This is a genomic window from Arsenicicoccus sp. UBA7492, assembly GCF_002479615.1.
GTDB classification, from domain to species: Bacteria; Actinomycetota; Actinomycetes; order Actinomycetales; family Dermatophilaceae; genus Arsenicicoccus; species Arsenicicoccus bolidensis.
Genome location: NZ_DLOE01000038.1, coordinates 18,976 through 30,733, shown reverse-complemented (window position 1 = coordinate 30,733; position 11,758 = coordinate 18,976). Strand labels below are relative to the sequence as shown.

Here is an 11,758-nt window from a genome sequence, read left to right as displayed (position 1 = left end):
CCCTTGAAGATCTGCTGGGACTCGGTGGTGGCGAAGGCGAGCGCACCCCGGTTGGCGAGCAGCGGGAGGTCGTTGTTGCTGGCCTTGCTCCAGCCACCCTCGCCGCCGCCGTGGAGGAAGAGGATGAGCGGCGCCTTGGACCGGGCCGGGCGCAGGGACTTCTTGGGTGCGTAGTAGCGGTACTTCAGGCCGTTGCGGGACGCGCCGGCGCCGAAGGCGTCGACCTCGGGGTCGACCACACCGCCCTGGTGGAAGGACGTGAGCTGCACGGCGGCGCCGCTCTTGAGGCGGACGGGCGCGGTCTGGGTGAGCGAGTAGGTGAGGTCGCGCACGACGTTGCGCCCGGGCTTGGTGGCGTAGGCGAGCGTCGAGGCCCCCGGCACGCCCTCGCCGTGCGCGAGCTCGACGACGATGTCACCGGATCGGTCGAGGTGGGCGCCGGTGACGGTGCGCTGCGCTGGGCGGCTGCCCGATCGGCTGGAGCGGGCGGGTGCGCACCGTCAGCAGGCTGTATGCCGCGACCGCGGGGCCATCGCACCCAGCGACGAGTCTGTGACAATGCGTGCATGACCTCGACGCCGCGGACGCCGCTCGCGATCAGGGTGCTGGCCATCGGGGCGGCCCTGCTCTACATGATGTGGGTCTTCTCGCCCTCCCAGCTGTCGCCGCGGACGTCATTCGTCAGCGAGCTGCTGGTCCACGACCAGCCCGGATCGGGGCTGCTGCGCGCGGCCGACGTCGCGGCCGGGAGTCTCGTCACCCTCGCCGCCGTGCTGGCCTGGCGGCGCCGGCGCCACGTCACCGACGTGCCGAGGTGGGTGCTGACCGCGGCGATCCTCGGGACCGCCGTCTTCGGGCTGGCCACGATCATCGACGCGCTGTCGCCGCTCGGCTGCACCCCCACCGCCTCGGAGGCCTGCCGCCAGGCCGAGCGTGACGGCTCCGTGCGCCTGCACCACCAGGTCCACAGCGTCTCCAGCTCGTTCGCCGGGCTCGGTACGACGGTGGCCATGGTCGCCACCGCACTGGCGGCACGCGCCCGCGCCGCGGTCCTGCGGCCGTGGGTCGTGCGCCTGTATGTCGTCTTCGCCGGCTTCTTCGTGCTCGTCACGGCGTGGGTGCTGCTGGAGGTGGCGCTGCACAGCGGGATGCTGCCCTTCACGGGTCTCGACGCCCTCGGCTGGAGCCAACGGCTGCAGATCACCTCCATCGCCGCCTGGCTCGCCGTCGTCGCCGCGGTCCCGCTCTGGGAACGTCCCGCGCGACGACGGGCCCGGACGCGATGACGTCCCGGGTGCTCGACGTGGGCGGGCGTGAGGTCCACGTCGCCGACTCGGGGTGGCCTGGGGGGCGGCCGGCGCCCGTCATACTCCTGGCCTCGGGGCTCGCGGGGGCATGGTTCGACTGGGCAGGGGTGCAGGCGCTGCTCGAGCCGCACGCCCGCGTGATCGTGATGGACCGGCCCGGGTGCGGCGACTCCCCGCAGCCCGTGGAGCCGGTCGTGGTGGACCTGGTGGGGTGCGCCGACGACCTCGTCGGGGTCCTCGACGCCTGCGGGGTCGGGTCGGCGGTGCTGGTCGGGCACTCCATGGGTGCCTGGTATGCCGAGGCGGCCGCCCGCCTGCACCCCCGCCGCGTGTCGGCCGTGGTGACGGTGGACGGCAGCGTGTGCGAGGGAGACGAGACGGCTCCCGAGCAGGACTCCAGCCCCGTGGCCACCCTGATCACCATCGGTGACCGCACGGTCGGATGGCGATGGCTGGGACCGCTGCTGCGGCGTCTCGGTGACCGCGGGCTGCCCACCGGCGAGTGGGGTCGCCGCCACCGCGAGCGCTCCGCCCGCACCTATGCCCGGGCCCACGTCTGGCGGACGATCGCGACCGAGGACGCGGCATACGCACGGTTGCGGCACGAGATGGCGCAGCTGCGCTCGACCCGGCCCCTGCCCGCCATCCCGGTGCACGCGGTCACGGCGTTGGCGGGCTCGATGCCGGGACGCTGGTCGTGGTGGGCCCGTCAGCAGCGGCGACAGGCCGCGGCGCTGTCCAGCGACAACCCGGCGGCGCAGGTCACGCGCGAGGTCATCCGCCCGGCCCGGCACATGGTGATGCTGCAGCACCCGCACCGCGTCGCCGACGCCATCCTTCGCACATCGGTGCAGGTTCGACGTCACATCTGACCATCGACCTGCACCGCTCTGCGCGGGGCCGGAGGCGAACCGGGTTGGGGGTGCGCAGCCCCGGGTACCACCAGGACATGAGAGTTCCCGAGCCGCGAGGCCCGCTCAGCGAGGCGGTCGGTGCGGCGCTGCGCACCGGCGACCCCTTGCCCACGCACGTCGCCGCGCCGTCCGCGGTCCTCGACGACGAGGACGCCCAGCTGGCGCTGTGGATGCTCTTCGAGCTGCACTTCCGCGGCTTCGAGGACGCCGTGGGCGACCGCGAGTGGGACCCCGACCTGCTGCGCCTGCGCGGCGGGCTCGAGGCGGGCATGGAGCAGGAGCTGCGCGCGGCGACCCGCGCCGTCGTCGAGGCGGCACCCGACAGCGGCGACCTCGCCGAGGACCTGTTCGCGCTCGTCGCGGCGGACGACGGGCCGTCGGTGGCGTCATACCTCCAGCGGCACGCCACCCGCGAGCAGGTGCTGGAGTTCCTGCGGCAGCGGAGCCTCTATGCCCTCAAGGAGTCCGACGCGCACTCGTTCGTGCTCGGGCGCCTCGACGGACCGGTCAAGGCGGCGCTCGCCGAGATCCAGTACGACGAGTACGGCGGCGGCCACCCCGAACGGTTGCACTCCACCCTGTACGCCGCGGCGCTGGACGCAGCCGGGCTCGACAGCACCTACGGCGCCTACCTGCCCGAGGTGCGCGTCGAGACCCTGGCCGCCAACACCGTGCAGGCCGTCTTCGGGATGCGCCGGCGGCTGCGCGGGGCGGCGATGGGCTTCCTCGCGGCGTTCGAGACGACGAGCTCGCTGCCCTGCCGCAAGATCGCGACCGGGATCGAGCGCGTGGGCCTGCCCGCCGCGACCGCCGAGTACTTCTCCGAGCACGTCGAGGCCGACGCCGTGCACGAGCAGGTCGCGGTGCGCGACGTCTGCGCAGGGCTCGTCGCCCGCGAGCCGCAGCTGCGCGAGGACGTGCTCTTCGGCGTCGCCACGTCGCTCCACCTCGACGCCGTGACGGGGGCCCGGATGCTCGAGCGCTGGGACGCCGCGTCCGTCCAGGCCGGCACGACCTCCCTCGTGAGGGTTCCCGTCGGGGTCCCCGACATGCCCGTCGGGCGGGCGTCATGAGCGGCGGAGGCGTGAGCCCGGGAGGCGCCGAGGTCACGGTGCGCCTGTGCCCCGGAGGCCCGCTCCTCGTGCGGGGGGCGGACGTCATACGGGACGAGCAAGGCGGGTCCCACCCGGTCACCCGACCGGTCGTCGCGGTCTGCGCGTGCGGCAAGTCCAGCCGCCGGCCCTGGTGCGACGGAACCCACAAGGTGGTGCGCCGTGGCTGAGATCGCTACGCGCACCATGAGATTCGGGTCGTTGCAGATCCGGTATGACGACCGCGTCCTCGAGCCCCGCCCGTGGACGACGGCCCAGTCGGCGTGGGCCGCCGAGCTGATCGAGCAGGCGCCCGAGGGCGACGTGCTCGAGCTGTGCACCGGCGCCGGGCACATCGGGCTGCTCGCGATCGCCGGCTCGGACCGGCGTCTCGTGGCCGTGGACGCCAGCCCGACCGCGGCCGAGCATGCCGCCGACAACGCCGCCGCCGCAGGGCTCGCGGGACAGGTCGAGGTGCGCCTGGGACAGCTCGACGAGGTCCTGGACGCAGACGAACGCTTCGCCGTCGTGATCGCCGACCCGCCGTGGGTGCCCCGCGCCGAGACGGGGCGATTCCCGCAGGACCCGCTGCTGGCCATCGACGGCGGCGACGACGGCCTCGACGTGGCGCGGCTCTGCCTCGAGGTGATCTCGCACCACCTGGTGCCCGGCGGCGCCGCCGTGCTGCAGCTCGGGACGCTCGAGCAGGTGTCGGCGCTCGGTGACCGGGTCGCCGAGGGCGGCGTGCTGCGCACGGGAGAGGTGCGGAAGCACGACGGTGGGGTGCTCGTCCGGCTCGACCGGATGGCTTGACGACCCGGCCCCACGTGTGGCGCGTTCACGCACATGTCATCTCGCTCTCGGGCGAGGTTCGCCGGGCGGGGCCTAGCGTCGAGGGATCCATCCCACGCGCTCCAGGAGAAGCCATGATCCGCACGAGCCGCACCATCGCCACCGTCCTCGCCACCGCGACCGCTTTCGCCGGCCTGGCCACCGCAGCCCAGGCCGAGCAGCAGCCCAAGCCGACCGGCACGCCAGCCGCCGCGACCCCCGCCACGCCAGCCGCCGCATCAGCCGCCGCCTCATCCCCGGCGGACGCCGGCGACGCCGACAAGCGCAAGCCTGGCAAGCCCGGCAAGCCCGGTCAGCATGGCGGCCTCTACCGTCCGCTGCCGACGTTCGACCTCCAGGCGCACCGCGGCGGCCTCGGCCTGACCACGGAGGAGACCGTGCCCGGCTTCGCCAAGGCGCTGGCGCTCGGCGTCAACACCCTCGAGCTCGACACCGTCGTCACCGAGGACGGCGCGGTCGTCCTCAACCACGACTTCTCGATGAACGCCGTCAACTGCCGCGACACCAAGCCGCTGACGGCCGGTGACCCGATGTACCCCTACGTCGGCAAGAGCATCGCCAAGCTCACCCTCGCGCAGATCAAGACCGTCGAGTGCGGCTACCGCACGCTGCCGGACCACCCGGGCCAGCAGCTGGTCAAGGGCCCGCTGGTCGAGCTGCGCGAGGTCCTCGACCTGGTCAACGACTACCGCGCCCGCGGCGTCATGCTCAACATCGAGACCAAGTCGGATGCCGGCGACCGGAGCAACAGCGCGCCGCTGCCGTTCTTCGTCAAGCGCGTCTATCAGGAGGTGCGTCGCGCGGGCCTGCAGGAGCAGGTCATGATCCAGTCCTTCGACTGGTCGACGCTGCGGCTCATGCACAAGCTCGACCGGCGGATCCCGCTCGTGGCGCTCGACAACTTCGAGAACCAGCAGGTCGGCAAGCCCGGCGCCTCCCCGTGGCTCGGCGGGATCGACATCGACGACTTCGGCGGCAACGTGGTGCGCGCCGCCGCCTCCATCGAGGGCGTCAAGGTCTTCTCCTCCGGCTGGGACATCGGCAACAAGCCGTCCGGCTACTACGTCGACGCGGCCATGATCCGCCAGGCCCGCGCCTCCGGCCTCAAGGTCGTGCCGTGGACCGTCGACGACCCGGCCGTCATGCACCACCTGATCGACCTGGGGGTCGACGGCCTGATCACCAACTACCCGGACCGTGGGCGCCTGGTCATGGCGGAGCGCGGTATGCCGCTGCCCCGGGCCTACTCCCGCAAGCTCTGACGGCGGCGGCTGCGGCATACCAACGTCCATAGCCGCCTCCTGGGGAAGTCTGGGTACCGCTGTCGGTGCGCAGACTTCCCCGCGGAGTCAGGCCAGGAGCTCGGCGGTGGTGGTGAGGGTGATCTGCGGCTCGAACAGGCTCATCACCCGCAGCGCCGCCGCGTGGTCGTCGGGCGTGGAGCCGGCGCACGCGTCGGACACCACCGTCACCCTGGCGCCCGCGTCGGCCGCCGCCAGGGCCGTCGCAATAACGCAGCAGTCCGTCGAGACGCCGGTCACGACGAGCCGCGGTGTGGCGCCGACGATCTCGCGCAGGGCGGCACCCCACTTGCCGAACGTCGGCTCGGTGACCACGTGCGCCCCGGCCGCGAGTGACGCCAGCTCGGGCACGACGGCATACAGGGAGTCGCTCTCCTCGACGCGCGCAAAGGGCCACCGGGTGTAGTAGTCCGCCCACGATCCCTGCGGCGACGTCGGCGCGACGAAGCGCGTCACCACCACCCGCCCCGCGAATTCCCGTGCGAGAGCGTGCACCCGGGGCACGATCGACGCGAACGTCGGTGAGCCCCAGTCGCTCTCGGGCGACGCGAAGATGACCTGTGGGTCGATCACCACCAGCCAGGCGTCACCGTCAGGCGTCGAGTCGGCCATAGGTGCCGGCCTCCTGTCGACGAACCCGGTTGCGGCGCAGCAGGAGACAGCCGACGAGACCGATCAGCAGGGCGAGCAGGACGCCGATGTTGGAGTAGGGCCAGGCGCCCTCCCACGCGTCGCCGGTGCGCGTGCCGAGGCCGAGCGGGGAGAGCAGGTAGCCCTGCCAGTTGTTCCACGGGGCGTCGGCGGCGAAGGTGTTGACCACGAGACCCCAGCCCACGACCGAGGCGATCGCCATGAGCGCCAACGAGGTCCAGTCGAACCTCCCGTAGCGCCCGCCACCGTCGAACAGCGCGTCGTCGTCGTAGTCGCGCCGCCGCAGGGCGATGTCGCCGATCATCACGCCGGCCCACGCCGCGAGCGGGACGCCCAGCGTGATGAGGAAGCTCTGGAACGGCCCGAGGAAGCTCTGGGCGAAGAACACGACCCAGATCGTGCCGGCCGTGAGGATGATCCCGTCGACGAGAGCCGCTGCGGGACGGGGGATCCGGACACCGAGGGACAGCAGCGTGAGGCCGGAGGAGTAGATGCCGAGGACGGCCCCCGACACGAGTGCGAGCACCGCGGCGACGAGAAAGATCACGAGGAACCAGGTGGGCAGGATCGTGGCGAGCGTGCCGATGGGGTCGGCGGTGATCCCCTCGGAGAGCTTGGGGTCGGATCCGGCGAGCAGCAGGCCGTAGAGCACGAGCAGCGTCGGAGCGACGGCGCCGCCCAGGGTGTTCCACGCGACGATGGCGCCGCTGGACGCGTCACGGCGCTGGTAGCGCGACCAGTCCGCGGCGATGTTGATCCAGCCGAGCCCGAAGCCGGTCATCACCATGACCAGCGCGCCGACGACGGACTGCCATGGGCCCGAGGGGAGCTCGCGCACGGCATCCCACCGCACGTGGCTCACGGTGAGGGCGATGTAGACGATCGTCGCCGCACCCGTGACCCAGGTCAGGACCGACTGCAGCCGCATGATGATGTGGTAGCCGGCGACCGAGGCGAGCACGATGATCGCCGCGACGACGACGGTCGCGACGACCTTGGTGGGCGTCCCGCCACCCCATCCGAGGCGGCCGAAGATCGTGGACGTCGCCAGCACGGCCATGATGGCGAGGAAGGTCTCCCACCCGATCGACACGAGCCAGGACATGACGCCGGGGACCTTCTGCCCCTGCACGCCGAAGGCCGCGCGGCTGAGGATCATCGTCGGGGCGGACCCGCGCTTGCCGGCGATCGCGATGATCCCGCACAGAGCGAAGCTGAGGATCACGCCGACGACGGCGACCACGGCAGCCTGCGCGAACGAGATGCCGAAGCCGAGCACGTAGGCGCCGTACGAGATCCCGAAGACGCTGACGTTGGCCGCGAACCACGGCCAGAACAGGTCGTGCGGGCGTGCGGTGCGCGCGGACTCGTCGATGATCTCGATGCCGGTGGTCTCGACCCCGCGGCGGCGGACCTCGGTGGCGGTCTGGCCTGGTGAAGACGTCGCTGTCATGGTCCTTATGCTCTCACCGAGCCGAGCGCGGTCGTCGCAGATCCGGTCTCGGTCGTATGACGAACCGCCCCGGGTGCGTGGGCTGCGCCTTCGCCCTAGGGTCGGGGCCATGACGGACACCGCACGCCACGAGGGCGAACCCCACACGATCGTCGCGCTGCACGGTTGGTTCGGCTGGGGCCAGGGGTGGGGCGCCGACTTCCCCGAGCTGCTGGCGCGGGCCGCCGGCGAGGACAGCACGATCCACTGGATCGACTACCGCGGGTATGGCGAACGCCTCGGCGAGACAGGCGAGTACACGCTCGACGAGATCGCCGACGACGTCCTGGCGCGGCTGGACGCCGCGGGCGTGGAGAGGTTCACGCTCGTCGGGCACTCCATGGGCGGGGCGGCCGCGCTGCGCATCGCCGCCCGCGCCCCGGAGCGGGTGCGCGCGATCGTCGGCATCAGTCCCGTGGGCGCGACGCCGACGCCGTTCGACGACGCTGGACGCGCTCTCTTCGACGGGGCGCCGGCCGACGACGGCAACCGCGCCGGGATCATCGACTTCACGACGGGCAACCGCCACAGCCAGACGTGGGTGCAGCACATGGTGGCGGCGTCGCGGGAGCACTCGACGGAGGAGTCCTTCGGGCGCCACCTGCAGGCATGGACGAGCGCAGACTTCGCGGACGAGGTGCCGAGCGACCTGCCCGCGCTCGTCGTGGTGGGGGCGCACGACCCGGCCCTTGGCGAGGGGACCGTCCGCGAGACGTGGTGCCGGCTGCTGCCGGACGCCGAGGTCGTGGTGCTGCCGGAGTCGGGGCACTACGCGATGCTCGAGCAGCCCGTGGCGCTGGCCGACGCGCTCGAGCCCTTCCTGCGCACCCACTGACGCCACCTGACCCGCCGCCACCCACGACCACCCCCACCACGAACGCCGTGATCAGGAAGCCGGCGCCGGCGACCCGCACGTCGAGGTCGCTCGCGACGGCCGGCAGCACCCCGGCCAGCAGGAACTCGGCGCTCCCCATCGCGAACAGGCTGAACCCGAGGGCGTAGACCCCGAGGGCAGAGGCGTGGCGTCGCGGGTCGGGGGTGCGTGCAGCTCGGTGGAGTCCATGCGCCCACGGTCCGCCCCGCCATGACAGGTCGCCCAGACCGTTTGCCAGCCTGGCAACGACGCGGCTCGATCATCGGGTGGAGAAGGCCACCGATGACGGTGGCCGATCCCACCCGTTCCCGGATGGCGCCGTCCGGCTCAGGGGTGACGCAGCTCGGTGAATCGAGGATCCCGCGTCGCGCGGACGATCACGAGGGCCACTCCTGCCGCTGATCGGCGAGGTACGTCGATCCGTAGTAGCCGGCACCGGAACCCGCCGCCTCACGGACAGCAGCGACCCGATCCCGTGCGGCGGCGACGTCATCGGTCTCGGTGACGATGTGGTGCGGTGGGAGGTTCGACATACCCCAGTGTGCTTCCGCCCCGCTTGTGCTGCACCCTCATTGACGGCCGACGCGGGTCAGGCGTGGGTCAGGCGTGGGCAGGCGCGTCGGGATAGGGGTCGTCGGCGGGGTCCTGCAGGTCGCGGCCCGCCGTCTCGCGGCAGGTGGCGAGGTGCGGGCGGGGGCGGTCAAGAGTCGGTCCTGTTGGCGGCATCCCATGGCTGCTCGGCCGCGACCCGACCCACGACGCCGGCGGTCGCGCCCCTGCAGGGACAACGCGGAAACCTGAGCACGGTGATCGCGGAAACCTGAGCACCCTTGTCGGTGCTCAGGTTTCCGCGATCATGGGCCGCCCGACCGTCTCAGGCGGGGAGGGGCGTGATGCCCTCCCACGTCAGGTCGCGGCGCACCCGGCCGAGCGTGCGGTCCTCGACGAAGCAGTGCCAGCGGTCGACCCACTCGCCCTGCTGGTGCAGCTCGTCCCGGAAACGGCGGAACGCCCCGCGGCCCTGGATCGAGCGCCGCAGCAGGTCGGCGAACCGCGGGTCCTCGTCCTCCACCCAGGCGGCGAAGACCTCCATGTCGCGGTACTCGCTGCGCCCGTCCGGCACGACGTGCACCCACTCCGGCCCGTCGACGTCCACCAGCTCGTCGTCCATGGTCATCCCCGGTTCGGTCAGGAACGCCGGGACCACCTCGCCCGTATGGCGATTCACGTAGGCCCCGTCCTCGCCCTCCCCACCCGGCGCGTCCGCCACCTCCTGGAGGTCGATCGCCAGCGCCCCCTCTGGCAGCGCGCCACCGTCCCGCACCAGGGTGAGCAGCGCGGCGAGCTCGTCGTCGCCGTACCACTCCCGCTCCTGGATCTGGGTGGTCAGCCGAGACGTCAGGTCGCCCAGCACCTCCGCCGCACCATCGCGGTCGTCGAGCCACATCGCCAGCAGCCGCAGCCCCACCTGCTGCAGCGCGAACGTGACGTCGGCCGAGCCGATGGCGGCGGCCAGGTCGGCGGGCGTCTGCGCCATACGAAGCGCACCCAGGTCGAGCCGGGCCACCTCCGGCCCGCCGTCCTCCGGCGCGAGACGCGCGACCCGGTCGAGCGGGTCGTCGCGGCCGAAGGGGTCCGGGATGGGCCCCCAGCCGTCGATGACGGTGGGCTCGGTGATCTCACGACCCCACTCCTGCACGGACTCTCGCGTCACGAGGACCCGGCACTCGTGCCGCCAGCCGCGCTGCGGGTCGTAGTCGAACGTGAACTCCTGGTGGTCGCTGAGCGGGCCGATGGACGTCGACGGCGGCAGGATCCCCGGCAGCGGCGTTGCCCCGTCGAGGGAGTGCGTCACCTGCGAGCGGTCGGGCAGCGTGAACGTCCACGGCTGGTCCACGTCCCAGCGCGCGAAGGCGTGGTTGATGGCGATCGCCAGCTGCGCGTAGGGGATTCGTCGAGGCACCACGATCAGGCGGACCGGCGAGGGGTCGAGGCGCTGGCCGAGGCCGGACACGAGCTGGACCCTGATGAGCTTGCAACGAGCCATGACCACATCGTGCCGCGAGCCGGCCGAGTGTGACCACCCGAGGTAGGTCATCAGGGTTCGTGATGATGCGGACCACGACGCCCCCGTCATCCCTAGCGTCACCGTCATGAGCCAGACCATCAGACATCACTGGACCGGACTGAAGGGCCGCCGAGCCCTCAACTTCAACTGGGACGCGATCGACCACGACTCCGTCGTGCTCGTCACGGCCTCGGAGTACACCCTCAACGCCGCCGCGCCGGCCACGTCGCAGCGCTTCGTCGGCGCGGCGAGCATCACCGTCGCCAACGTGACGCCGCACGGCCCGCCCTACGACTCCAACCACGGGGTCACCTTCGTCGTGGACGTGGCGTGGGGGGCACCGCTCAACGTGGTCACCGACATCACCGTCCTGGACGCCAAGCCGGTCTGGATCGGGACGCCATGAGCGACGTCGCGATCCGCAAGTACTGGCGCGGCCTCAAGGGTCGCGTCCCGCTCAACATCAACTGGGACCAGGTCGACGCTGACTCGGCCGTCTACGTGACGGCGTCGGAGTACACGCCCAACGGCGCGGCGCCCACCACGTCGCAGCGGTTCGTCGGGGACGCGACCATCACGGTCCGCAACGTCACGCCGCACGGCCCGCCCTACGACGCCAACCACGGCGTGACGTTCGTCGTGGACGTGGCGTGGGGGGCGCCGCTCAACGTGGTCACCGACATCGTGCTGCTCGACCGCCCGCGGGGCTCCCAGCATCCGCCGCTGGACTGGCGGCGGCTCGCCTTCACCGTGCAGCACCAGCAGCAGACCAACTGGTGCTGGTGCGCGGTCGCGGTCAGCGTGGCCAACTTCTACGGCGCCAACCTCATGCAGTGCACGTTCGCCAACACCTACCTCAGCCGCACCGACTGCTGCACGGCGACCGGCGGCGCGGGACCGTGCAACCAGCAGACCGGGCTGGGCGCCGCGATCCGGGCGGCCGGCCACCTCGCGAGCTTCTCGGAGTCGCGGCCGAGCTTCGACACCGTGCGGGGCGAGATCGACGGGGGCCGGCCGGTCGGCGTGCGCATCGAGTGGAGCGGTGGGGGCGGCCACGCGGTCGTCGTCGACGGCTACCTCGCGGTGGACCAGTTCGTCGGGGTCGAGGACCCCTGGTCCGGCGCGTCCGACGTGCGGCTCTCCACGCTCCACAGCTCCTACCTGGGCACCGGCTCGGTGACCCACACCTACCTGACACGCTGAGAGGT

The 11,758-nt window shown here is 72.2% G+C and carries 13 protein-coding genes and 2 pseudogenes; 9 read left to right on the top strand and 6 right to left on the bottom strand.

Annotated elements, in window-relative coordinates; translation table 11 throughout:
• Positions 1-383, bottom strand: a pseudogene (locus B4E97_RS11125) (hypothetical protein); the annotation flags it as partial.
• Between the two features lie 183 nt (positions 384-566).
• Here B4E97_RS11125 and B4E97_RS11120 point away from each other — a divergent pair.
• The 6 genes from B4E97_RS11120 (at position 567) to B4E97_RS11095 (ending at position 5,426) form a co-directional block, all read left to right on the top strand.
• Positions 567-1,286, top strand: coding sequence for a DUF998 domain-containing protein (locus B4E97_RS11120; protein ID WP_286959907.1), 720 nt, complete (start codon positions 567-569; stop codon positions 1,284-1,286).
• Entirely contained in the window at positions 1,283-2,179 is an 897-nt protein-coding gene (locus tag B4E97_RS11115) for an alpha/beta hydrolase (RefSeq protein ID WP_286959905.1), read from the top strand. Before B4E97_RS11120 ends, B4E97_RS11115 begins: the two co-directional genes overlap by 4 nt.
• A gap of 77 nt (positions 2,180-2,256) precedes the next feature.
• Positions 2,257-3,294, top strand: a complete 1,038-nt coding sequence (locus tag B4E97_RS11110) for an iron-containing redox enzyme family protein (protein ID WP_286959904.1) — start codon at positions 2,257-2,259, stop codon at positions 3,292-3,294.
• Positions 3,291-3,503: a CDGSH iron-sulfur domain-containing protein gene (locus B4E97_RS11105; RefSeq protein WP_239262141.1), complete on the top strand. Its 213-nt coding sequence runs from the start codon at positions 3,291-3,293 to the stop codon at positions 3,501-3,503. The genes B4E97_RS11110 and B4E97_RS11105 overlap by 4 nt, the downstream gene beginning before the upstream one ends.
• Complete coding sequence (locus B4E97_RS11100) at positions 3,496-4,125, top strand: methyltransferase domain-containing protein (protein WP_239262139.1); 630 nt, start codon at positions 3,496-3,498, stop codon at positions 4,123-4,125. The genes B4E97_RS11105 and B4E97_RS11100 overlap by 8 nt, the downstream gene beginning before the upstream one ends.
• A 113-nt stretch (positions 4,126-4,238) precedes the next feature.
• Complete coding sequence (locus B4E97_RS11095) at positions 4,239-5,426, top strand: glycerophosphodiester phosphodiesterase family protein (RefSeq protein ID WP_286959903.1); 1,188 nt, start codon at positions 4,239-4,241, stop codon at positions 5,424-5,426.
• A gap of 87 nt (positions 5,427-5,513) precedes the next feature.
• On the opposite strand, the gene B4E97_RS11090 is transcribed toward B4E97_RS11095, so the two are convergent.
• The gene (locus B4E97_RS11090) at positions 5,514-6,077 is read right to left on the bottom strand and encodes a cysteine hydrolase family protein (RefSeq protein ID WP_286959902.1); all 564 of its coding nucleotides are present in this window, start codon (positions 6,075-6,077) and stop codon (positions 5,514-5,516) included.
• The gene (locus tag B4E97_RS11085) at positions 6,058-7,569 is read right to left on the bottom strand and encodes a purine-cytosine permease family protein (protein ID WP_029210911.1); all 1,512 of its coding nucleotides are present in this window, start codon (positions 7,567-7,569) and stop codon (positions 6,058-6,060) included. Before B4E97_RS11085 ends, B4E97_RS11090 begins: the two co-directional genes overlap by 20 nt.
• Positions 7,570-7,678: 109 nt before the next feature.
• On the opposite strand from B4E97_RS11085, the gene B4E97_RS11080 reads away from it, so the two are divergent.
• Positions 7,679-8,443 (top strand): alpha/beta fold hydrolase, encoded by a 765-nt coding sequence (locus tag B4E97_RS11080; RefSeq protein WP_286959901.1) that lies wholly within the window; start codon positions 7,679-7,681, stop codon positions 8,441-8,443.
• A 19-nt stretch (positions 8,444-8,462) separates the two neighbouring features.
• Here B4E97_RS11080 and B4E97_RS19155 read toward each other — a convergent pair.
• The 3 genes and pseudogenes from B4E97_RS19155 to B4E97_RS11070 all read right to left on the bottom strand — a co-directional run.
• Positions 8,463-8,582, bottom strand: a pseudogene (locus tag B4E97_RS19155) (Cmx/CmrA family chloramphenicol efflux MFS transporter); the annotation flags it as partial.
• Between the two features lie 500 nt (positions 8,583-9,082).
• Positions 9,083-9,208 (bottom strand): hypothetical protein, encoded by a 126-nt coding sequence (locus B4E97_RS11075; protein WP_286959900.1) that lies wholly within the window; start codon positions 9,206-9,208, stop codon positions 9,083-9,085.
• Between the two features lie 148 nt (positions 9,209-9,356).
• Positions 9,357-10,529: a hypothetical protein gene (locus B4E97_RS11070; RefSeq protein ID WP_156911177.1), complete on the bottom strand. Its 1,173-nt coding sequence runs from the start codon at positions 10,527-10,529 to the stop codon at positions 9,357-9,359.
• Positions 10,530-10,635: 106 nt separating this feature from the next.
• On the opposite strand from B4E97_RS11070, the gene B4E97_RS11065 reads away from it, so the two are divergent.
• Both B4E97_RS11065 and B4E97_RS11060 read left to right on the top strand, forming a co-directional pair.
• Positions 10,636-10,956, top strand: a complete 321-nt coding sequence (locus B4E97_RS11065; protein WP_029210898.1) for a hypothetical protein — start codon at positions 10,636-10,638, stop codon at positions 10,954-10,956.
• Positions 10,953-11,753: a C39 family peptidase gene (locus B4E97_RS11060; protein WP_286959899.1), complete on the top strand. Its 801-nt coding sequence runs from the start codon at positions 10,953-10,955 to the stop codon at positions 11,751-11,753. Before B4E97_RS11065 ends, B4E97_RS11060 begins: the two co-directional genes overlap by 4 nt.
• The last annotated feature ends 5 nt before the right edge of the window (positions 11,754-11,758 follow it).